Below are 22,892 nucleotides of genomic sequence, written 5' to 3' on the forward strand. Positions count from 1 at the left end.
CTAGAGTAACAATCAAAGTAATTCTATTATAGTCTAGTTCTTTAAAATATGAAAACTCTTAAGAATTTTTTGTTTCTTATTAAATTGCTTCAAATTGCTAGAGGTTGACAGTTAGAGCTATTCCAGTTAGATTAGACGTGAGGTTAATGATTAACCATGCTTCTGTTAGGTGAGGCTCCTATATGGATATATGCTGCTGCCCAAAAACGTCGAGAGACACCAATGGGTCAACAGAGATGGTCGGATTAAGGCCATATTTAATGTAGCTGATGAATAATCTATGCCATATAGTGCTAAAACTCGACGATGGAGAAAAACGGTTCATCTTATTTAGTTTTATGCTAAATAAAATGGTCTTTATTATGTGTATCGCTTATTTAGCATAGAGAATACGCGCACATACTCTGTCTTCATGAGAGTATGTGCTTTTTTGTGTCTTATCATAAAACCCATCAGGAAAGTGAGCGGTTTATAAAATAGAAATAAGCTGAAAATAAGTAGCCAGTGGGTATCCTAAATAAAACTTCTTTATGTTAGTGTAACCATTATAAAATATGATTTTCTGGGAGGAATAATTCAGTGAAGAGAATGGATGAACAAAAAAATAACTATTATGAAGAAATATTTAAAGCTACAGAGGAAAACAATCGCAAAAAGTTTAGAGAATTATTCTTAAAGCTTCACATAAACGATCAAGTAGAACTTTTTCATTTACTTTATCCTGAAAATAGAAAAAAAGTAGAGAGTTTTTTGGAACCAGAAGAATTTGCAGAGCTATTTGAATGGATGGATTCTGCTGATCAAACAGAAGCTTATGAAGCTTTTTCAGTAGAATATGTTGCAAACTTATTTTATTACATGAAAATAGATAATGTAGTAAGTTTTTTGTCTTACCGAGATGAAAAAGAAAGACAAGCTCTTTTAAGTGAGTTAAATCCAGTAGAGAGAACGAAAGTAGAAGAAATGTTAGCCTACGAGCCAGAGACGGCTGGCTCTATCATGACTAAAGGATTTATTAGTGTGTATGTTGAGAACACAGTACAACAGACCGTAACTATGGTTCGCACCTTCGCTAAAGAAACAGAAATGGTCTATTACATTTACGTTCTAGATAAAGAAGGTAGATTGACAGGGATTTTATCTTTACGTGATATTATTATTCATCAAGAAGACACAAAAGTTGAGGATGTTATGCTCACTCAATTAGCTTTTGTAAGAGCAAATGATGATCAAGAAGCGGTAGCGCGTATGATTCAAGATTATGATTTATTAGCGTTACCGGTTTTAAATGATGAAGACGTGATGTTAGGAATTGTAACCGTTGATGATGTAATGGATATTTTAGTTGAAGAAACGACAGAAGATTTTAATGAATTTTCTGCGATTCGAAAGACTAAAACTAAAATGGAAAGAGGAGAAGAAAGTGCTTGGCAAATGGCTCGAGTGAGAATGCCTTGGATTATCATTCTCGTTTTCTTAGGTATGATTAGTGCTTCTCTAATCAATTCTTTTGAGGAAACACTAAGTCAAGTTGTTGTACTTGCCGCTTTTATTCCTGTCATTATGGACTCAGCTGGGAATGTAGGGACACAATCCTTAGCAGTAGCAGTCCGAAATATTTCTATGGGAGAAAAAAGAACGAAAAAAGAATTCTGGGAAAATATACTAAAAGAATTATTAGCTGGTATGATGATTGGCCTGACAGCAGGAATTGTTCTGGCATTCGTTGCAGGGATTTTTTATCAAAATTTAATTTTAGCGTTTATTATTGCCTTTTCTTTGTTTATAACCTTGAGCTTATCTACTGTGGTAGGTGCTGTCATTCCTTTTCTGATTAATAAACTAGCTATTGATCCTGCTATTGCTTCGGGTCCGTTTATTACAACCATTAATGATGCAATGGGTTTGATGATTTATTTCAGCATAGCAACAAAATTGATCCATATTCTTTAATAGATAAATAAACATCCTACTCATAGGGTAACTATTACGTGCATCTAATTTCTCCAATAGAAATAATGGTGTTTGCTAGACTAAATAAAAGGCAACTTAAACACATTACGAAGTCAAAACGATTTAAGAAAAGGAGTGTGAATATGCGTTCAACAACAAGAGACAATGGCTATATTTTATTAGCATTAATCATTATGGGTATTCTTTTTTATAGCTCATCTCAACCTTATGAGGAGCAATCGATTACATCTACACTAGATCAGTTATTGGCTAAAGAACCTATGAAAAACGTACTAAGCACCATTCAACTAAGCTATGCAGATAGTGAGATAAGTATCTCTGCGTTAGGCTATAGCAAATTTGTTGAATTTTTTATTCGTAAAGCTGCTCATTTTGGAATTTATTTTCTTTTAGGACTATTTTGGTTTCTAGGATTAAAAAACAAGATAATGAGTGTTTATCTAACTGTTTTTATCTCTTGGTTATTAGCGACAGGGTACGCCGCTATAGACGAGTTTCACCAAGGTATTACCCCAAATAGAACGCCTTTATTGCAAGATATTCAATTAGATAGTATTGGTGCAGCAACAGGAATTATTTTAGCGTTTCTCTTTCTTACCTTCTATAAAAAAAATAACAAAAAAAGATACTATAACAGGAAAAAAAGATAGTGATAATAGAATGAATATTTACTACGAATAAACATATGCTAGAAAAGATTGCCCAAACAGTCGTTTTTTGGTAGAATAGATAAGGCTTAGTCGCCTAAATAAACAATGAAATGAGGGAGTTGGATGTCAGGACATTCAAAATGGAGTAATATCCAAGGACGAAAAAATGCACAAGATTCAAAGCGCGGCAAAATTTTCCAAAAGATATCTAGAGAAATTTATATGGCTGTTAAAAAAGGTGGACCTGACCCGAATATGAACCCTTCATTGCGTATGGTAATGGATAAAGCCAAGTCTAGTAACATGCCAAACGATAATATTGATCGTGCGATTAAAAAAGGTAGCAGTACTGCTGAAAGTGAAAATTATGATGAAGTAACTTATGAGGGTTATGGTCCTAATGGAGTAGCTGTCTTAGTCCATTCCTTAACAGATAATTTAAACCGCACAGGAACAAACGTCCGTGTTGCTTTCAATAAAAACGGTGGAGCAATTGGTGAAAAAGGTTCTGTTAGTTATATGTTTGAACGCAAAGGCTATATAGCTATCGAACGAGAAGGTTTAGATGTTGATGAAGACACAATGCTTATGAGTGTATTAGAAGCTGGTGGTGAGGAACTAGAAGCCTCAGAGGAAGTTTTTGAAATTTATACTGATCCTTCAGATTTTCCAGAAGTTCGTGATTTCCTAGAAAGTGAAGGATACAGTTTAGCAAAAGCAGAGGTAACAATGATCCCACAAACAATGGTTGAATTACCTGAAGACAAACAAGAAATTTTTGAGCAAATGTTGGATAAGCTCGAGGATGATGATGATGTTTCAGAAGTTTTCCATAATGCTGAATAAGAACAAAATTAACTAATTTATAGTGAGAAGTCATCGCTTATTTTATCCATTTGGATAAAATAAGCGATGACTTTTTTTATAAAAAATGGAAATCGAAAATAATGCAGATATTTAAAATAGGGGACTTAAAAAAGTCGCAAGCTAGATAGAAATAAAATTAAGTTGAGGAGGGAAGCCTAAAACTTAGGTTCAACGCTAATGATTGAACAAAGTTTCTATAATGGGGCGATTGGAATGGAAATAGAAAAATTTGCTGAAGACTTAATTTTAGAAGCACAAAATAAAGGTGCTAGTGATATTCATTTATTGCCAGAATTAACTCATTATTTTCTCTTTTTTAGAATTAGTGGGGAAATGCAGAAACATTCTTTAATGGAATCAAAAGAGGCTAATCGATTAATCTCTTATTTCAAGTATCTTTCAGGAATGGATGTAGGAGAACGTAGGAAACCTCAAAGTGGTTCTGTGCAACTGGTATTGAAAGAAAGTAAGCAAGCTTTAAGATTTTCTACTATCTCTAATTTTAGAAGCCAAGAATCATTAGTTATTCGACTATTAAATAAAATGCACACAGGCTCTCTAGAGTGTACAACTTTTTTTCAAAGTGAAGTGATTAAAATGACTGAATTAGTTCGATTTAAAAGTGGACTCATCCTTTTTTCTGGTCCAGTTGGATCGGGTAAAACAACAACAATGTATCAATTAATTAAAGATTATCATTCAGAATGTAGTCAACAAGTTATCACGGTTGAAGATCCTGTTGAAATAGAAGAAACATCTTTTCTACAAACAGAAGTAAATGAAAAAGCAGGAATATATTATGAGACGTTATTAAAATCTAGTTTAAGACACCACCCAGATACAATGATTATTGGCGAGATAAGAGACGAAGAGACTGCTAAAATGGTGATACGAGGAGCGTTAACTGGGCACTTAATGATTGCAACCATTCATGCCAAGAATGCAGTAGGAGTGCTTTCGCGCCTATTAGAATTAGGTGTAACAATAGATCAATTAAGGCAAACCCTTTTAGGAATAATATTCCAAAAACTGGTTCCAAGGCGATGTCCCTTTTGTGAAGAAAACTCGTTGATCATATGCACACACTTCAAAGGGTATCAAAAAAGAGCAGTTATCTATGAGGTTATGACAAAAAATGAGTTACAGGGTTGCTTATCTACTGAATCTATTCTGACTAATCAACAAAAAGAGGTTCCTCGTTCCTTTAATCGTCTACTCAGAAAGGCATATGCATATGGCTATATCACTACAACAACATTTAAAAAGTATCAAATACCTTAAGAAAACAACCTATTCTACTCAAGCGTCATTTTTAATAAAATTATCTTCTTTAGTAGGAGAAGGATTTACTTTGGGAGAAGCATTGACGTTCTTAGCTAGAATAATGCCAAAAGAAGCCATGTGGATTCAAATGATTATTCAGCAATTAGAAAATGGAGAAAGGTTTGATGAAGCGATTAGAAATCATGGATTTCCGGAGCGAGTCTGCTCACAGATATACTTATCTTTGATACATGGCCGTTTTGCATTTGCTTTGAATTCAAGTGGACTATATTTATCTGATAGAGAAAAACAAAAAAAAGATTTAATGAAATTATTGCAATATCCCTTTATATTATTGATGTTCATGTTGGGTATTTTAATCGCTATGCGAATTGTTTTATTGCCTAGTTTTGAAGAACTTTATGACACAACAAATCAAAACTTATCATGGATAAATCGATTTCCCATTCTTCTTATTCAACACTTTCCTATTATAATAGGAATGAACTTGCTTCTTTTTTTAATTTTATTTATTAGTTTCCGACAACAATTTAAAAAATGGACGGAAATACAAAAAGCTACCTTTCTCATGAAAATTCCGTTTTTAAATACCCTCTTAAAACGTTATTATACTCATTTCTTTAGTTATGAATGGAGTCAACTTTTAAGAAGCGGGTATCAAATGAATGCAATTATTGAATTAATGCAATCGAAAGAAGCTACAAAATTAATGAGAGAAGTTGCTATTTATATGGAAACAAACTTAATAGCTGGGAAAAACTTTCAAGAATCGATGGAGTTATTGCCTTTTTTTAATCCAGAACTAGGACTAATTATTCTACATGGAGAAGCAACAAGCCAGCTAGCAAGTGAGTTAGCTCTCTATGCGCAAGATTGTCAAAATCAATTGCTTTTTCAAATTCAGCGAGTGTTTAGTTGGATTCAACCAGTTATTTTTTTAATAGTCGCTTTTTTAATCCTCTGTATTTATCTAGCTTTACTTTTGCCGACTTTTTCAATGATGGAGGAGATTATGTAATGAAAAAACTAAAAAAAATGAATGCAAATGGTTTCACATTAATTGAAATGGTTCTAGTACTTTTTGTTATTTCTATTTTAATGTTATTGATTATTCCAAATATAGTCACCCAAAAACAGAGAGTAGACACTAAAGGAACAGAAGCGCTAGTAACCGTTGTGCAAACTCAAGTTGAATTATATGAGATGGAATTTGGCACGAAAGCTACTTCTTTTGAATTATTAAAAGCTAAAGAGTATCTAAATGAAACACAAGTAGAACAAGCCAAGACTAAACTACAGATTATTGATGGGGTAGTCTCTGTAAAAAAAGTTACTCCATGAAAAAGATAGACTCAAGTGGAGTACTGTTATTTGAAATGTTGGTTGTTTTATTTATTGTAGCAACACTGCTCATTATTCCAACAGTATTTTCAAAAAGAATGATAAAAGATGCAACGACTCAATTATTTATCGAAGAATTACAAAGCGGTATAACCGCTAGTCAAAATTACGCTGTACTATCTGGTAAATGGACTTCAATAGAAGTTTCAGCTCGAACGAACATGATTACGTTTAAAACTATGTCAAAAGAAAATAGTTATTCAGAGTATGATTTAGAATTACCAGAAAATATTACTACACCATCGAATAAGCAATTTATGTTTAATGGTGAAAGTGGAAACCTACAGAGTTTTTCTACATTGTATTTTGATATAGATGGAACACGATATGGATTAATTTTTCAACTAGGAAGTGGCCGATATCGATGGGAATAAAGCGTTAAATCAAAAAGGATATATCTTGCTTGAAAGTTTACTTGCTTTTTTAATTCTGACACTCTGTATTAGTTTTTATTTGCCACTAACAACTACCTTACTTGTTGCGATAAAAAAAGAAAAGATAGAAGTTGATTTAGCTCGAATTGCTTATGAGCAATCACAAAAGATAGTGCTTAATCAAGATGTAGACAGTACTTGGCAAACTGGAAAAGTCCATTATACTATTGCTCTTTCAGAGATAAATCAAAGAAAAGGGATTCATATATATTATGAAGGTAAAACTAAGGAAATCGATATTCTCTCAAACCAAATTATTACCCCTTAAAGAAGAAGGGTTTACACTACTAGAATCAATTGTCTCTTTATATGTTTTAGTGATTTGCGTTTCGTTGATAAGTTATGCAGCCAGTCAATATCAAACAATAAGAAAACAGACCTTTTTAGATCGTCAATTAGAATGGCATCTATTTTTAAACCAATTAGAATACGATAGTAGACAGTTAGTATTTAAAGATAGTACAACGAGTAGGGTTAGATTTGAAGAATTTGATCACATTGGTAAAGTGCAGCGCATAATTGTCTATCAAAAAGATTTAAAGAAAACAACTCTGATTAAAACGACTGAGCTAGGAGGATATCAACCCTTACTAATGAAAGTAAGCAAAGTGACATTTTCAAAAAAGGGTGATTTTTTAATCATAGAAGTTTTGTTTTCGAATAAAGAAACTTATAAAGCGCAATTAAAAATAACTCAAGTGGTTGAGGAGTTAGAAAAATGAATCAAAGAGGAGCCATCTTACCTTCAGTAGTTATCTTTGTATTTTTGCTGGCTACAGTTATGATTGGAACATCCCGTATTTACAAAAATCAAATGCAGCAAATGATGCTAACCGAAAACTACTATTTAATTCATACGATGATAGCATTATCAAAAGTCGACTTCCAAAGGCAGTTAGTAAAATCACCAACTCTCGAAAAAGCTGTTTTTAATTTTGAAGATGGAAAAGTAGAAGTGGATAGAGAAAAAGAAAATGTGTATGTTTTTATTGGGAAAACTAAAAATAATCTATCTAATCCAATAAAAGTCAGCGTATCTTTTCCTAATAAAGAAAAAACTAATACAAAAAGTGACCCTGCAAAAAGTGATGAAACTACTGAGGTAAATAGCGAGTAACTTATCTATTAGTAGAAGACTATAAGCTAGATAAAAGTTAAGTCCAATAAGAAAGTCCAGTCATCATTATTTTTATTTAATGATGACTATTTTTTTGCATATAGACTGACTATTAGCTAGTAGTCAGTCTTATAAATTCTAAGACTAGAGTTGGATAAGGGAGAAATAATTCAAATAACAAATACGAAGTGAATGGAGATAAATTTATTCTTGCCTCTACTAGCACTATTTTGGGCTAATTTTATTTCTGATACCATCTACAAGGTTCTTGGTCTGGTTATTCTAGTTATTTTTTTAGTAAAGTAGATTAAACGAGCTGTTTTATGTAAAAATATGAAGGCATCCAGTTGGCTAAATAAATAAATTTTTTCGCTCAACTATTGACAAAATAAAGGGTTATTTCTTTTTAGCTTGAAATTTGATATAATAGAGTGAATTATGTTCAGCAATTGAAACTAGTTGAGACAGTGTGGAACTAAAAGACAAGGAGTGGGATAAATGTCACGTTTGAATAAGATAAGAGAAAGTATGAAAAAAAGAAATATTGAAGCGTTATTAATAACCAGTCCTTATAATTTACGCTATGTATCTAACTTCACTGGAACAACAGGATTAAGTTTAATTACATCAGAAAAAGCTTATTTTGTGACAGATTTCAGGTATACCGAACAAGCTGCGTCTCAAGCAGTTGGCTTTGAAATTGTAAAAAATAGCGGACCTATTTATGATGAAGTTGCTCGCTTGTTAGAAAAAGATGAAATTAGTAAGATGGGATTTGAACAAGATCATGTCAGCTTTAGTACATTTGAACTTTTAGAACAAATTAGTCCAAGTGAACTAGTTCCTATTTCACATTTAATTGAAGAATTGAGAGAAGTCAAGGATTCTTCAGAGATTGAAATCATTAAAAAAGCGTGTTCAATTTCAGATGCAGCTTTCAGCTATATTTTAGGGGTCATTAAGCCAGGAATGTCAGAAATTGAAGTAGCAAACTTATTAGATTTTCATATGCGCAGTTTAGGTGCAACAGGCGTTTCGTTTGAAACCATTGTAGCTAGTGGAATTCGTTCAGCAATGCCTCACGGAGTGGCAAGTCAAAAACGAATCGAAACGGGTGATTTTGTGACAATCGATTTTGGGTGCTACTATGAAGGATACGTTTCAGATATGACTCGAACCATTGCGATGGGAGAGCCTAATGCAAAGCTAAAAGAAATTTATGCGATAACATTAGAAGCACAGTTAAAAGTCATTGATGCGGCTAAACCAGGACTAACAGGTATCGAACTAGATGCGATTGCACGTGACCATATTGCTAGTTATGGTTATGGAGAGGCGTTTGGTCATTCAACAGGACACGGTATCGGTCTAGAAATACACGAGGGGCCAAATGTTTCTAAATTAGCAACGAAAAAGTTTGTTGAAGGAAATGTTATTACGAATGAACCAGGAATTTATTTACCTGGTATTGGCGGAGTTCGTATTGAAGATGATCTAGTTATTACCAGTTCTGGGAATGAAGTTATTGTTCATTCACCAAAAGAACTTATTATTTTATAAAACTAGAAAAAGACTACAATTGATTAGGCAGATGGTTCTAAAAATGATACACTAAAACGGAAAATAGGAACGATTCTAGGAGGAAAAAATAATGATTTCTGTAAATGATTTTAAAACAGGTTTAACAATTGAATTTGATGGTGGACTTTGGAGAGTAATCGATTTTCAACACGTAAAACCAGGTAAAGGTGCAGCCTTCGTTCGCTCAAAGTTAAGAAATTTGAGAAATGGAAATGTTCAAGAAAAAACATTCCGTGCTGGAGAAAAAGTTGGAAGAGCCCAAATCGACAACCGTAAAATGCAATTTTTATATGAGAGTGGCGATGCGTATGTATTCATGGATTCTGAAAACTACGAACAAATTGAGTTACCTGAAGAAGCTATAAAAGAAGAGTTGAAATATTTAAAAGAAAATATGGAAGTTCATATTATGATGTTCAATGCTGAGATATTGGGCGTAGAGTTGCCAAATACGGTTACACTAAGAATTGCTGAAACAGAACCAGGAATCCGTGGAGATACATCTTCAGGTGGGACTAAAACAGCGAAGTTAGAAACAGGGACAAATGTTAACGTTCCTTTCTTTGTTAACGTTGACGATATGGTTATTGTTAATACACAAGATGGATCATACGTTTCTCGTGCATAAAATTCTAAATAAATACAATAGGAGGTCTCGAAAATGGCTGAAGAATCTAGTTTTGTAGTAAATAAAACAAAGGCAGCTTTAGGTGAAATCGAAGTAGCACCAGAAGTAATTGAAATTATTTCAGGTATTGCTGCAAGTAAAGTATCAGGTGTCCATGCTATGCGTGGGAAATTAAGTTCAGGTGTCTCTGAGTTATTTGGACGAGTAGACCATAAAAAAGGTGTTCATTTAACTTCCGATGAAGAAGGCCTAAAAGTAGATGTGTATTGTTACTTGGATTATGGTGTCTCTGTACCGAAAGTAGCTTTAGAGTTACAAAAAAAAGTTCGCGAACAGTTAATCCAAATGACTGATATTGAGTTAAAAGAAGTAAATGTTCATGTAGTAGGGATTGTACCAGAAAAAGCTGAATTAAAAGATTTGTTTAGTTTTGATAATGAAGATGGTGAAGCAGAGTGAGTTTAACCAGACGTGAAATTAGAGAGAAAGCTTTACAATCTCTATTTCAATTATCCGCTAACGAAGATCTAACGCCAGAGGTGGCTATGCAACAAGCCTTGATAAGCTCAAATGAGTTAGCAGATGAAGTTGAAACAGTCTTGGTACCTGAGTATTTAGACTTACTTGTTAAAGGTGTTAGTGAAAATCAGCTAACTATTGATGAAGAGGTTCAAAAATATCTTGAAAACTGGTCAATGGAAAGACTAGCAAAAACAGATGTCGTTATTATGAGAATTGCTATTTTTGAAATGCTTTATGTTCCTGATGTTCCAGCTAAAGTTGCTTTGAATGAAGCCCTTGAAATAACAAAGCTTTATAGTGATGAAAAATCAAGGAAATTCGTCAATGGTGTATTGGCAAATATTGTGAATAACTTAGAAAAAAAAGAGGCTGAATAAGCTTCTTTTTTCTTTTCTTATAAATAGACTTGAAGGGATATTACATTATTGATTGATATGGTAAAATAGACACATACAACTAACGGACTATTTAAAGTTAAAAAGGGTGGGAATGACGATTAGCGCAATAATAATGAGTAGTAAAAATTTAGTGGATAAAATGAATGAAGAGATGCAAGCAATGGTCAAAGAGCTAAAAATAAAAGGAGTCATTCCGGGTTTAGCAGTCTTACTGGTCGGTGAACATCCCGCTAGTCAAACCTATGTACGAAATAAACAAAAGAGAGCAGAATTATTAGGATTTAATTCGAAAGTAATGAGATACCCTCAAGAAGTTAGTGAACAAGAAATCCTAAGAGAGATTGAACAATTTAATCAAGATGATACGATTCATGGCATTTTAGTTCAATTGCCATTGCCAAAACAAATAGATCCCGAAAAAGTCTTAAATGCAGTTAATCCGGAAAAAGATGTGGATGGTTTTCATCCAGTTAATATGGGGAAATTGTTAATAGGACAACCAGATAAACTTGCTTGTACACCTTATGGCATAATGAAGCTATTAGACTATTACCAGATTGATATCATAGGAAAAACAGCTGTAGTTATTGGTCGTAGCAATATAGTAGGTAAGCCAATGGCTCAATTATTATTAATGAATGATGCAACAGTAACGATAGCTCATTCAAAAACTAGCCATTTAGCGGAAATAGCAAAAACTGCGGATATTTTAGTCGTGGCAATTGGAAGAGGTCATTTTGTTACAAAAGAATTCATTAAACCAGGTGCGGTTGTTATAGACGTAGGAATGAATCGTGATGCAAAAGGTAAGTTGATCGGTGACGTAAAAGCAGATGAAGTAGCAGAGATAGCCAGTTATCTTACGCCAGTTCCTGGTGGAGTTGGCCCAATGACCATTACGATGTTGTTGTATCAAACAATTATTAGTGCGCAAAGAACAATTTAAACGGATGATAAGTCAGGAGGTTTTTTTTTGACAGAAAAGTATTTAACTGTCACGGCTTTAACGAAATACATTAAACGAAAATTCGAACAAGATCCTTATCTAGAGAGGGTTTATTTAACAGGTGAAATATCTAACTTCAGAAATCGGCCTAATGCACATCAATACTTTAGTTTAAAAGATGATCGGGCTAAAATTTCAGCAATGATGTTTAAGGGAGCTTTTCAAAGTTTAAAATTTACACCTGAAGAAGGAATGAAAGTCTTAATTATTGGTCGTATCTCTTTATACGAAGCGAGCGGTAGCTATCAGATCTATGTAGAACACATGGAACCAGATGGTGTAGGAGCTTTGTATCAGGCGTTAGAAGAAATGAAAGTTAAATTGAAAAAAGAAGGATTATTTGATGCACCCAAGCAATTAATTTCAACCTTTCCTAAAAAAATAGCGATTGTTACTAGTCCATCAGGTGCAGTAGTTAGAGACATCATGACAACAATTAAAAGACGTTATCCAATTGTGCAATTAGTTGTTTTTCCGACACTAGTCCAAGGAGTAAAAGCCGCTGACGATATTGTTAATAGTATTAGAATGGTTGAAGCCAAAGGTGATTTTGATACAATGATTTTGGCACGTGGTGGAGGTTCAATAGAAGATTTATGGCCATTTAACGAAGAAAAAGTAGCTCGAGCTATTTTTGAAGCTAAGACACCCATTATTTCTTCTGTCGGACATGAGACAGATACGACTATTGCTGATTTAGTTGCAGATATGAGAGCTGCAACACCAACAGCTGCTGCAGAACTTTCAGTTCCTTTGTTATCTGATGAGTTAATCAAAATAGAGCAAATGCGTTTGCGTTTGATTCAAAGCTATATGAGAAAAATAGATGTATTAAGTCAACGGTTAAACCGTAGTTTAGAATCGTATATTTTTAAACAGCCTCAAAGATTATATGAAGGCTATGCTCAAAATTTAGATATGCTAACAGATAGACTTCAAAGATCGCTAGTGGAAAAAGTCCAGATAGGCCAACAAGATTTTAGACTAATGCAGTATAAATTAATGGGCGTAAACCCTATTCAATTAATAGAAGAGAAACAACGAGACTTAGCATTGAGTAACCAACAACTGGTCAATGAAATAGAACGATACATGGAAAAGACAACTAAGCGAGTGGATTATGCAATGCAATCATTAGATTATTTAAGCCCTTTAAAAATTATGAATCGCGGTTATAGCTATGTAACAAAAGAAGATAAAGTGATAAAAGCAGTAGATCAAATTCAACTAAATGATCAAATTCATATTCACTTGCATGATGGTGAGTTTGAAGCTACGGTAATAAAGAAAATGGGGGAAACGAAATGAGTGCGAAAGAAAAAATAAAATTCGAAGAAGCTATGCAACAATTAGAAGAAATCGTAACAAATCTTGAAAGAGGAGATGTTCCTTTAGAAGAAGCATTAGACCAATTTCAAAGAGGGGTTGGACTAAGCAAAATCTGCAAGGAAACCTTACAAAACGCAGAAAAAACATTAACAAAAATTGTAGAAGAAAATGGCGAAGAAACATTGTTTGAAAATGAATCTGATTCAAACGAATAGGGGCTGAATAATAGATGGAATTCAGTTTATTCGAAAAAAGGGAAAAACCTCTAATTGAAGCAGCCTTGATTGAGTTTTTAGATAAGGGTACTTATTCAAAAGGGACGCTTGGCCAAGCGATGAGGTACTCTCTAACCGCAGGCGGGAAACGTATTAGACCGTTGCTGCTACTAGCAACAGTTCACTCGCTAGGTGGAGATACAACTAAAAGTTATGAAATAGCAACTGCTTTAGAATACATTCACACATACTCTCTGGTTCATGATGATCTTCCTGCGATGGATAACGACGCAATGCGTAGAGGAAAACCAACTAATCACAAAGTTTATGGCGAAGATATAGCGATTTTAGCTGGAGATGGTCTATTAACTCAAGCATTTGAAATTGCCTCATTAGGCTCCCTACCTGATGCAAAAAAACTAGCTTTAATTTTAGCTCTAGCAAAAGCAGCTGGTCCAATGGGGATGGTTGCTGGTCAAACAGAAGATATAGAAGGCGAAAACCAACAAGTATCATTGGAAGTTTTAAAAGCGATACACGAAAAGAAAACGGGAGAATTATTAAGATTTTCTGTTTACGCAGGTGGGGTAATCGCAGATGCTCCCTCTAGGGTAGCTATGCTATTAAACGCATTCGCTGCACACTTTGGCTTAGCTTTTCAAATTTTAGATGACATTCTAGATGTGGTTGGTGATTCAAAAGAATTAGGCAAAAAAACGGGAATGGATGCTACTTTAAATAAAAGTACCTATCCTGCCTTATTGAGTTTAGAAGGTGCTAAAGCAGCTTTAGAAAATGAAGTAGTAGGTGCAAGAAAAACCTTAGTGCAAATTAGCGAGTATTATCAAACTAAAGGTGGTCAGTTTGATATTCAGCTATTATCTGACATGCTAGATTTGTTGCGACTTCAGCAAAGGAGAGAGTAAAATGAAGAAAGAACGAGTGGATATTCTCCTTGTAGAACAGGGCTTGTATGATTCTGTTGAAAAAGCTAAACGTGCGGTTATGGCAGGAATAATTCTAACTGATAAAAACGAGCGAATAGATACAGCTGGTGAAAAGATACCTGTTACGACACAATTAAAACGCAAAGGTGAAAAATTGCGTTATGTCAGCAGAGGTGGATTAAAATTAGAAAAGGCAATGTCTATTTTTGACGTATCTATAAAAGATAAGATTATGCTAGATATTGGTTCTTCAACGGGTGGTTTTACAGATGCAGCATTGCAGCATGGTGCAAAGTTAAGCTATGCACTAGATGTTGGTACAAATCAACTCTCATGGAAATTGAGACAAGATCCGCGTGTTGTAGTAATGGAACAAACAAATTTTAGAAATAGTCGATTAGAAGATTTCAAAAAAGGACAGCCTAATTTAGTTTCAATTGATGTCTCCTTTATTTCGTTACGGATTATTTTACCTGTGTTAAAAGACATTGTTTCCGTTGGAGGAGACGTTTTAGCCTTAATTAAGCCTCAGTTTGAAGCAAATCGTAAGGATGTTGGTGAAAAAGGCATTATACATGATCCTATTATTCACCAAGAAGTTCTAAACAGAATGATTCAGTTCTCTCTTGAACAAGGATATGACGTAGAGGCTTTGAATTTTTCTCCAATAACTGGAGGACAAGGAAATATTGAATTTTTAGCTCATCTAAAATGGAACAATAAGCCAAAAGGCTCGCTAAATAAAACCGTTAACATTGATGAGATAGTAATAGCAGCGCACGAAAGTTTTTAGTTTAAGTAAAATCAACAAGTGTATATTTATCTGTATTTTCTTAGTGTAATGTCCAAATAATTTGAGTAACCTTCGTTAAATTACTGTTATAAGTATAAAATATACGGTATGATGAGTAAAATACTGTATATTTTATACTCACACTAAAATGAGGTGGAATTATGAAGAAGAAAGAACGGCATCAATTGCTAAAAGTTCTTATTCAAGAACACGTAATTGAAAAACAAGAGGATTTTGTATCTATTTTAAGAGAAAGAGGTACGGAAGTTACTCAAGCTACTATTTCGCGCGACATTAAAGAATTACAGTTAATAAAAGTACCTTCTTTATCTGGAGGCTACCGTTATAGCCTCCCTCCGGATGTACACTATGATACTTCAAAAAAATTAGAGCGCTTACTAAAAACATGTTTTGTTTCTGTTGATGTACAAGATTACTTGCTTTTAGTTCGAACGATTCCAGGTAATGCTTTTGCATTAGGTTCTTTGATAGATCTATCAGAATTCCAAGAAATATTTGGAACGATTTCTGGAGACGACAGTGTCTTAATCATTTGTCGCTCTAATGAATTAGCTAAGAAGATAAAAAATCATTTTATTCGTATGTTGTAAATGTTTAAGTAGGCAAGTTAATGGAGGTGGATAGAGTGTTACAAGAATTAACCATTAAAAACTTTGCTATTATTCATGATTTGAGTTTAACTTTTGAAACAGGAATGACCGTTTTAACAGGTGAAACAGGTGCAGGAAAATCGATTATCATTGATGCTGTAGGATTATTAGCTGGAGGGCGTGGATCGAATGAATTTATTCGACACGGTGAAAGTAAATGCGTTTTAGAGGGGCTTTTTTCAATGGAAGGCAACTCGCTGACGTATAACTTATTGGAGCAATACGATATCGCAAGTGAGAATGATGATGTCATCATCCAACGAGATATTCATCGTAATGGTAAGAATGTTTGTCGGATTAATGGAAGGTTAGTTAATATTTCGACATTAAGATTAATTGGTGAAACACTCATTGATATTCATGGACAAAATGAACACCAAGAATTGATGAATCCAGAAAAACATCTAGCAATGTTGGATCAATTTGGTGATGAATCGCTACAGAAAATGAAAAAAAATTATTGTGTAACGTTTTCTAAGTATACGCAAACTAAAAAGGCTTATCGCAAATGGCAAAACACAGAGCAGGAGTTTGCCCAAAGGCTTGATATGCTGCAATTTCAAGCAAATGATATTGAAATGGCTGAATTAATAGATAAAGAAGAAGATGACTTATTGGAAGAAAAAAACCTATTAATGAATTATCAAAAAATTATAAATGCTCTATCAGAAAGTTACGATGCCTTGCAAGGTGAAGAAAATAACGGAATTGATTTAGTGGGGCAGGCAATGACAGGAATAAGTGGTATTGAAGATATTGATCATAAATATAAACAATTCTCAGAGGTTATCGCAAGTAGTTATTTCCAACTGCAAGAAGTTGCGAGTGATATCTTACGTGAGATGGACCAGATGGCTTATGACGAAGATAGGTTAAATGAAATTGAAAAAAGATTAGAATTTATTTATCAGATGAAAAGAAAATATGGAGTATCTATTGAAGCCATTAAAAATCATTATGAAAAAATTATGTTAGAGATTGATCAACTTCAAAATCGCGAAGATCATGTCAATAATCTAAAAATAGAAATGGATCTGTTCTCAAAAGAATTAATTGATAAAGGTGAAGGTTTGTCTCAAATGAGACAAGTAGCAGCTTTAAAGTTAGAAGAGGCTATTCATGAACAGTTTAAAGAATTATTTATGGATAAAGTGGTATTAAAGGTACAGTTTTTTGAAAAAAATCAAGAAGATAGTTTAAGTAGAGCTCATGAAACGGGACTTGATCGGATTGAATTTTATATCGCAACGAATCCTGGTGAGCCACTCAAACCCTTGGTTAAAGTAGCTTCTGGTGGGGAACTATCCAGAATAATGTTAGCGATGAAAACTATTTTTTCAAAAACTCAAGGATTAACAAGTATTATTTTTGACGAAGTAGATACTGGTGTCAGCGGGAGAGTTGCCCAAGCGATTGCGAATAAAATATACTTGGTTGCGATACATTCACAGGTTTTGTGTATTACGCATTTGCCTCAAGTAGCAGCTATGGCTAATCATCATTTATTTATTTCTAAAACAATTATCGATGAGCGGACAGAAACACACGTCACGGCTTTAGTTGAAAATGAAAAAGTCGATGAAGTTGCTCGTATGCTCGCAGGGACAGAAATAACGAAGCTAACGATTGAGCATGCTAAAGAATTAATAAATTTAGCGGAAATCCAGAAAGATAAAAGTATAAATAAATAGAAAATTCCGTTACTCGTGAGAGTAACGGAATATAGTTTTTTTAAAAGATGAGTAAGTTTAAGATAGCGGTGATGAATACAATACCGACCATAGAAAACAACATGACCCAAACAAAAATTTTGGTCAGTTTTTTATTCACGTTAACTTGTTTATCTTTATTTTTCTTCGCCATGACATTATTCGCCTACCTTCATTTGGCATATTTAAATCATTATACACTAAATAAAGATTTAAAATCAAGTTTTTTTATAAATAATGTTTCTTTTTTAATAGCCAAGTTGTTAAAAAGCTAATAAAAAGAACTAAAAACATAATAAGCCAAAAAGCACTTGGTCCTTGATCGATGGGTAAATTAACATTCATGCCCCAGATTCCACCGATAATTGTCGGTATAGTTAGAACGATTGTAATAGAAGTTAAAAATTTCATGATATTATTTAAATTATTTGAAATAACAGAAGAAAAAACAGCACTAATTTGTTCCAAAAGTCTTGAAGTTTCTTCAATCATGACTTCAGCTTGTCTATTTTCAACAATAACATCATGTAATAAATTACGATTTTCAAAACTTTCGGTGAAAGCTTCAATTTTTTTTAATTCATTGAAAATAGGGTGGCTAGCGTGGATGGAAGAATTAAAATAAATAAGGCTTTTTTGGAGAGACATTAAAGCAAATAATTGTTCATTTTCAGTAGATTTTGTTAATTGTTGCTCCATAGATTCTGTTTTTTTAATAATTTCTTTTAAATAAAAAACATAGTGAGAAGAAATCTGCCAAGCAACTTCTAAAATAAATAATTCTTTTTTCTTTGTGTTTACGGGATAGTCTATTTGATTATCAATAATTTTTTTCAAAAATGATGGCACATCTTCGGCAGCAGTAATGAGGGTATGTTCAGTTAAGATCATAGCAAAAGGAATAGTGATATACTCATCGTAGCCTAATTTATTTATTACTTTAGATGGATAGTTAAAAACAATCAAATTTGGCTCTTTTATAGGGTTTATCCCTAATTTTTCTTGTCGTGCAATTTCGTCAGGATCGTTAACACAGGATAAGTAGTCTTTTGGGAAATTAAATTTTTTTGATAAGTGTTCAATTTCATCGCTAGTAGGTTTTGAAACGTGAATCCAGTCATTTATCTGATTATTGATTCCTCTCGTCATGAGTCCAGCGGAATTGGTATAGTAAGATTGAAACATTGTAGACCTCCTCATTCACTAACTAATTTATTTATATGGTTGATCCAATCATACACTATTTTAAATCGCTAGAGAAATTAAACTATAAAATAAAAAAAGCTACCACAAATAGTGAAATAGCCTGTTTAAGACGACTAGCTTGTCTAGATGATTATCTTAACAAAGAGTTTGATATGGCAAAAATTAATCGTTCTCTAGTATTCCTTTCTTTTAATTTCAGCTTATTTTTGGTAGGATAGTAAGGTCTAGAGAAACTTTACTATTAAACAGTCATTAAGTATTTAAAGGGGGAAATGAACAAGTGAGTAAACAACAAATTGGTGTAGTAGGAATGGCAGTAATGGGTAAAAACTTAGCTTTAAATATCGAAAGTAGAGGATATTCTGTTTCAATCTTTAATCGAACGGGGGAAAAAACAGAAGCTGTTAGTGCGGAAAACCCAGATAAGAACTTATTTCCAACCTATACGATGGAAGAATTTGTCCAATCGTTAGAAAAGCCGCGCCGTATTTTATTGATGGTACAAGCTGGTAAAGGAACAGATGCAACTATTCAAGGGCTTTTGCCACATCTTGATGCAGGAGATGTTTTGATTGATGGAGGAAATACATTCTTCAAAGATACGATTAGACGAAGTGAAGCGTTAGCTGAATCAGGTATTAATTTTATTGGTACAGGTGTTTCAGGTGGCGAAGAAGGAGCTTTATTAGGACCAGCAATCATGCCAGGTGGACAAAAGGAAGCTTATGATTTAGTAGCACCAATTTTAGAGCAAATTGCAGCAATAGCTGAAGATGGCGAACCTTGTGTTGCCTATATTGGACCAAATGGAGCAGGTCATTATGTCAAGATGGTGCACAATGGTATTGAATACGGTGATATGCAACTAATCGCTGAATCTTATGATTTACTGCGTAAAGTAGCTGGTTTATCTGTTGATGAAGTAGCAGAAGTTTTTGCCGAATGGAATAAAGGCGAATTAGATAGTTTCTTAATTGAACTTACAGCAGATGCCTTAACTAAAAAAGATCCAGAAACTGGTAAACCAATGGTAGATATTATTCTAGATAGAGCGGGGAATAAAGGGACAGGTAAATGGACATCACAAAGTGCGTTAGATTTAGGTGTGCCTTTGCCTTTAATCACGGAGTCTGTTTTTGCTAGATACATCTCAGCTTTAAAAGATGAGCGTGTAGCAGCAAGTGAAATATTACCTAAACCAACACCTTATTCATTTGATGGAGACAAAGCTTTATTAGTTGAAAACATACGTAAAGCTTTATATTTCAGTAAAATTATGAGCTATGCTCAAGGATTTGCTCAAATGCGTACAGCAAGTGAGGAGTATGATTGGAACCTACAATATGGAGAGATTGCTAAAATTTTCCGTGCAGGTTGCATTATTCGTGCTCGCTTCTTACAAAAAATTACAGATGCTTACGATGAAAATCCAGAATTAAAAAATCTAATGCTAGATGATTATTTCTTAGATATTACAAAAAACTATCAAGATGCTGTAAGAGATGTAATTGGAATTGCAGTAAAATCAGGTGTGCCAATACCGACATTCTCTTCTGCTATCGCTTATTATGATTCTTATCGTTCGGCTAGACTTCCAGCAAACATTATACAAGCACAAAGAGATTATTTTGGTGCTCATACGTATGAAAGAACGGATAGACCTGGCACATTCCATTTTGATTGGTATGGCGAAGATGGTCAAGAAGAACTGTAAACAATCTTAACTTATTAAAAAAATAACCACAGAGTCGCATTCTTTCTGCGATTCGTGGTTATTTTTCTCATTTTATTTTAATTTATGGTAAAATCATATTAAGTAAGCAAACAAGTAAATAAGGAATCAAAATGGTTATTGAGAATATTAGGCTAGCATGGTATTGTAACAAAGGCAAAGTCTAGTGAAAATAAAGAGAATGGCGGGAATTAGATGAATAAAATATTAATTATTGAAGATGAGAAGAACTTAGCACGTTTTGTCGAATTAGAATTAAAGCATGAAGGATATGAAACAGAAGTCCGTTATGATGGTCGAGCAGGCTTGGAAGCGGCGTTAAATAAAAAGAAAAAATGGGACGTTATTCTGCTAGATTTAATGCTACCTGAGCTAAATGGTATAGATGTTTGCCGTCGTATTCGTCAAGTTAGTACAGTACCCATTATTATGATGACTGCAAGAGATTCTGTTATCGATCGTGTTAGCGGGTTGGATCACGGTGCAGATGACTACATTGTAAAGCCTTTTGCTATTGAGGAGTTACTAGCTAGAATGCGTGCTTTATTTCGTCGAATTGAAATTGAAAATGAGCAAAATATCACTAAGCAAACAACCGTAACTTATCGTGATTTAACGATTGAAAAGGAAAATCATGTTGTTCATCGTGGAGAAAAAATTATTGAATTAACAAAAAGAGAATATGAGTTATTATTAGAATTAATGGAGAATGTCAACGTAGTATTAGCTCGAGACATTTTATTAAATAAGGTTTGGGGATATGAATCTGAAGTAGAAACAAATGTAGTGGATGTGTATATTCGTTACTTGAGAAATAAAATTGATGTTCCTGGTGTTGATAGTTATATTCAAACCGTACGTGGAACGGGCTATGTGATGCGTACGTGACGTATTCTTTTTTGAACAAAAAAAATAAAAAACGTATTTCTTTAAAATGGAAATGGACAATTGGTGCTACTTTAGCTATCTTTTTAACCTACACAATTTTTACTGTAGCTATCTTTATTGGATTTAGACAAATTATGTTAACTGAAGAAACACAAGATGTTAAAGAAATTTTAGTCGGTGTGACCAATAGACTTAATGGTGGTTCAAGTGCGTTATCAAAAGAAACAGTTTACCTTAATCTAAGTGGGAACTATACGTTAACAACTCTTGAATTAGGCGAAGAATTTGACCAGCGCAACCTGGTTTATGGTCAGTCAAGTAATTATCAAGATACCATCTTTGCTAAAATGAATGAAGAAGGTGTATTTGTTCGTGTCTATAGCCCAACTTCAAGATTATTATTTGAGACTGAACCAAAAGATATTCCCTTTAAGAAGTCTGCTCAACTTTTGATTGAGCCAATTAAAATGGATAATAAAGAAGGTATAAGAGGTATTTCTCCGATTTATTCTAGAGTGACTCAAAAATTAATTGGATATGTCCAAGTTAATAATCAGATGGTTAATTATCACTACATGAGTGAGAAGATTTTATGGGCAATTTTAGGTATTGGAATTTTAGCTTTAATATTTAGTGCGGTTCTTGGTTACTTATTGGCGGTTAACTTCTTAAAACCAATTAAAAAAATTACGAATACAATGAATGATATTCGTGAGGATACACAATCTACTTCTCGAATTGAATTGGATGAAGGAAACGATGAATTGACTCATCTTTCAACTGTTTTCAACGATATGTTGGATAGAATGCAAAAGTACATTGAACAACAAAAAGATTTTGTAGAAGATGTCTCTCATGAACTAAGAACTCCTGTGGCTATTATGGAAGGTCATTTAAAGTTATTGAACCGTTGGGGTAAAAATGATCCTGAAGTTTTAGATGAATCGTTACAAGCTTCTTTGCAGGAAATTGAAAGAATGAAAAGTCTAGTTCAAGAAATGCTTGATTTATCAAGAGCTGAACAGGTTGAAATTCATTATAAGAATGAAAGGACAACGATTAAGCCTTTGATTTTACAAACAATAAATAACTTTAAACTGATTTATCCTGATTTCGTATTCAATTTAGATGACGATATAAGAGATGAAATGTATGTTTCAATCTATCGCAACCATTTAGAACAAATCTTAGTTATTATTTTAGATAATGCTGTGAAATATTCATCTAAGAGAAAAGAGATACACGTGTCAATTGCTGCGGATAACCAAAATGTTGATATTGCTATTCAAGATTTTGGAGAAGGTATGACACAAGAAGACACAGAAAAAATATTTAATCGTTTTTATCGTGTTGATAAAGCGAGAAGCCGTTATAAAGGTGGGAACGGCTTAGGTTTAGCTATTGCAAGAGAACTCTTAACAGGTTATAAAGGAACAGTTTATGTTGAGAGTGTCCTTGATCATGGTTCTATATTTAGGATAAAATTACCAATCCATCGAAATGAAGTAAAAAATTCATAAAGATAAAAAAAGATTTCTGC

Annotated in this window: 26 protein-coding genes and 1 riboswitch; of the genes, 24 read left to right on the forward strand and 2 right to left on the reverse strand. The window is 33.5% G+C overall.

Translation table 11 applies throughout. The features are described from left to right. Positions 1-154 precede the first annotated feature (154 nt). Positions 155-318, forward strand: a riboswitch (M-box (ykoK) riboswitch). A 270-nt stretch (positions 319-588) separates the two neighbouring features. From mgtE to recN, 21 genes are all read left to right on the forward strand, one after another. Then, the gene (gene mgtE / locus ACMHYH_RS02795) at positions 589-1,953 is read left to right on the forward strand and encodes a magnesium transporter (RefSeq protein WP_414840329.1); all 1,365 of its coding nucleotides are present in this window, start codon (positions 589-591) and stop codon (positions 1,951-1,953) included. Positions 1,954-2,096: 143 nt separating this feature from the next. Continuing rightward, on the forward strand, positions 2,097-2,624 hold the full coding sequence (locus ACMHYH_RS02800) for a VanZ family protein (protein WP_414839854.1): 528 nt from the start codon (positions 2,097-2,099) through the stop codon (positions 2,622-2,624). A gap of 123 nt (positions 2,625-2,747) precedes the next feature. Continuing rightward, positions 2,748-3,470, forward strand: a complete 723-nt coding sequence (locus tag ACMHYH_RS02805; RefSeq protein ID WP_414839855.1) for a YebC/PmpR family DNA-binding transcriptional regulator — start codon at positions 2,748-2,750, stop codon at positions 3,468-3,470. 234 nt (positions 3,471-3,704) lie between these two features. Next, positions 3,705-4,772, forward strand: coding sequence for a competence type IV pilus ATPase ComGA (gene comGA / locus ACMHYH_RS02810; RefSeq protein ID WP_414839856.1), 1,068 nt, complete (start codon positions 3,705-3,707; stop codon positions 4,770-4,772). Further along, positions 4,726-5,793 (forward strand): competence type IV pilus assembly protein ComGB, encoded by a 1,068-nt coding sequence (gene comGB / locus ACMHYH_RS02815; RefSeq protein ID WP_414839857.1) that lies wholly within the window; start codon positions 4,726-4,728, stop codon positions 5,791-5,793. Before comGA ends, comGB begins: the two co-directional genes overlap by 47 nt. Further along, a complete protein-coding gene (gene comGC / locus ACMHYH_RS02820) occupies positions 5,793-6,116 on the forward strand; it encodes a competence type IV pilus major pilin ComGC (RefSeq protein WP_414839858.1) in 324 nt (107 codons plus the stop codon). The genes comGB and comGC overlap by 1 nt, the downstream gene beginning before the upstream one ends. Further along, a complete protein-coding gene (gene comGD, locus ACMHYH_RS02825) occupies positions 6,113-6,550 on the forward strand; it encodes a competence type IV pilus minor pilin ComGD (RefSeq protein ID WP_414839859.1) in 438 nt (145 codons plus the stop codon). Before comGC ends, comGD begins: the two co-directional genes overlap by 4 nt. Next, complete coding sequence (locus tag ACMHYH_RS02830) at positions 6,528-6,878, forward strand: type II secretion system protein (RefSeq protein WP_414839860.1); 351 nt, start codon at positions 6,528-6,530, stop codon at positions 6,876-6,878. The genes comGD and ACMHYH_RS02830 overlap by 23 nt, the downstream gene beginning before the upstream one ends. Continuing rightward, positions 6,823-7,332, forward strand: coding sequence for a competence type IV pilus minor pilin ComGF (gene comGF / locus ACMHYH_RS02835; RefSeq protein WP_414839861.1), 510 nt, complete (start codon positions 6,823-6,825; stop codon positions 7,330-7,332). Before ACMHYH_RS02830 ends, comGF begins: the two co-directional genes overlap by 56 nt. Then, positions 7,329-7,727 carry a hypothetical protein gene (locus ACMHYH_RS02840; protein ID WP_414839862.1) on the forward strand — a complete coding sequence of 133 codons (399 nt, stop codon included), beginning with the start codon at positions 7,329-7,331 and terminating at the stop codon, positions 7,725-7,727. Before comGF ends, ACMHYH_RS02840 begins: the two co-directional genes overlap by 4 nt. Positions 7,728-8,225: 498 nt before the next feature. Next, positions 8,226-9,287, forward strand: a complete 1,062-nt coding sequence (locus ACMHYH_RS02845; protein WP_414839863.1) for a M24 family metallopeptidase — start codon at positions 8,226-8,228, stop codon at positions 9,285-9,287. Positions 9,288-9,378: 91 nt separating this feature from the next. Then, positions 9,379-9,936, forward strand: a complete 558-nt coding sequence (efp, locus tag ACMHYH_RS02850; RefSeq protein WP_414839864.1) for an elongation factor P — start codon at positions 9,379-9,381, stop codon at positions 9,934-9,936. A 33-nt stretch (positions 9,937-9,969) separates the two neighbouring features. Continuing rightward, positions 9,970-10,395 carry an Asp23/Gls24 family envelope stress response protein gene (locus ACMHYH_RS02855; RefSeq protein WP_414839865.1) on the forward strand — a complete coding sequence of 142 codons (426 nt, stop codon included), beginning with the start codon at positions 9,970-9,972 and terminating at the stop codon, positions 10,393-10,395. After that, positions 10,392-10,835, forward strand: coding sequence for a transcription antitermination factor NusB (gene nusB, locus ACMHYH_RS02860; RefSeq protein WP_414839866.1), 444 nt, complete (start codon positions 10,392-10,394; stop codon positions 10,833-10,835). Before ACMHYH_RS02855 ends, nusB begins: the two co-directional genes overlap by 4 nt. Before the next feature lie 112 nt (positions 10,836-10,947). Further along, a complete protein-coding gene (gene folD, locus ACMHYH_RS02865) occupies positions 10,948-11,802 on the forward strand; it encodes a bifunctional methylenetetrahydrofolate dehydrogenase/methenyltetrahydrofolate cyclohydrolase FolD (protein ID WP_414839867.1) in 855 nt (284 codons plus the stop codon). Between the two features lie 27 nt (positions 11,803-11,829). Next, positions 11,830-13,170: an exodeoxyribonuclease VII large subunit gene (xseA, locus tag ACMHYH_RS02870; protein WP_414839868.1), complete on the forward strand. Its 1,341-nt coding sequence runs from the start codon at positions 11,830-11,832 to the stop codon at positions 13,168-13,170. Next, on the forward strand, positions 13,167-13,406 hold the full coding sequence (locus ACMHYH_RS02875; protein WP_414839869.1) for an exodeoxyribonuclease VII small subunit: 240 nt from the start codon (positions 13,167-13,169) through the stop codon (positions 13,404-13,406). The genes xseA and ACMHYH_RS02875 overlap by 4 nt, the downstream gene beginning before the upstream one ends. A gap of 14 nt (positions 13,407-13,420) precedes the next feature. After that, positions 13,421-14,332 (forward strand): polyprenyl synthetase family protein, encoded by a 912-nt coding sequence (locus ACMHYH_RS02880; protein ID WP_414839870.1) that lies wholly within the window; start codon positions 13,421-13,423, stop codon positions 14,330-14,332. 1 nt (position 14,333) lies between these two features. Then, entirely contained in the window at positions 14,334-15,146 is an 813-nt protein-coding gene (locus ACMHYH_RS02885; RefSeq protein ID WP_414839871.1) for a TlyA family RNA methyltransferase, read from the forward strand. 161 nt (positions 15,147-15,307) lie between these two features. After that, a complete protein-coding gene (gene argR, locus ACMHYH_RS02890) occupies positions 15,308-15,757 on the forward strand; it encodes an arginine repressor (protein WP_414839872.1) in 450 nt (149 codons plus the stop codon). 35 nt (positions 15,758-15,792) lie between these two features. Next, positions 15,793-17,508 (forward strand): DNA repair protein RecN, encoded by a 1,716-nt coding sequence (gene recN, locus ACMHYH_RS02895; protein ID WP_414839873.1) that lies wholly within the window; start codon positions 15,793-15,795, stop codon positions 17,506-17,508. A gap of 40 nt (positions 17,509-17,548) precedes the next feature. Here recN and ACMHYH_RS02900 read toward each other — a convergent pair whose 3' ends face one another. Together ACMHYH_RS02900 and ACMHYH_RS02905 are read right to left on the reverse strand one after the other, a co-directional pair. Then, positions 17,549-17,680, reverse strand: coding sequence for a DUF4044 domain-containing protein (locus ACMHYH_RS02900; protein WP_414839874.1), 132 nt, complete (start codon positions 17,678-17,680; stop codon positions 17,549-17,551). Between the two features lie 74 nt (positions 17,681-17,754). Next, positions 17,755-18,711: a magnesium transporter CorA family protein gene (locus ACMHYH_RS02905; RefSeq protein WP_414839875.1), complete on the reverse strand. Its 957-nt coding sequence runs from the start codon at positions 18,709-18,711 to the stop codon at positions 17,755-17,757. 301 nt (positions 18,712-19,012) lie between these two features. On the opposite strand from ACMHYH_RS02905, the gene gndA reads away from it, so the two are divergent. The 3 genes from gndA to ACMHYH_RS02920 all read left to right on the forward strand — a co-directional run bounded on the left by gndA (position 19,013) and on the right by ACMHYH_RS02920 (position 22,872). Then, complete coding sequence (gndA, locus tag ACMHYH_RS02910) at positions 19,013-20,446, forward strand: NADP-dependent phosphogluconate dehydrogenase (protein ID WP_414839876.1); 1,434 nt, start codon at positions 19,013-19,015, stop codon at positions 20,444-20,446. A 213-nt stretch (positions 20,447-20,659) separates the two neighbouring features. Beyond that, a complete protein-coding gene (locus ACMHYH_RS02915) occupies positions 20,660-21,352 on the forward strand; it encodes a response regulator transcription factor (protein ID WP_414839877.1) in 693 nt (230 codons plus the stop codon). A gap of 11 nt (positions 21,353-21,363) precedes the next feature. Continuing rightward, the gene (locus ACMHYH_RS02920) at positions 21,364-22,872 is read left to right on the forward strand and encodes an ATP-binding protein (RefSeq protein ID WP_414839878.1); all 1,509 of its coding nucleotides are present in this window, start codon (positions 21,364-21,366) and stop codon (positions 22,870-22,872) included. Positions 22,873-22,892: the final 20 nt, after the last annotated feature.

Origin of the sequence: Carnobacterium sp. TMP28, from assembly GCF_047553015.1 — a bacterium.
In the GTDB taxonomy this organism is placed as follows: domain Bacteria; phylum Bacillota; class Bacilli; order Lactobacillales; family Carnobacteriaceae; genus Carnobacterium_A.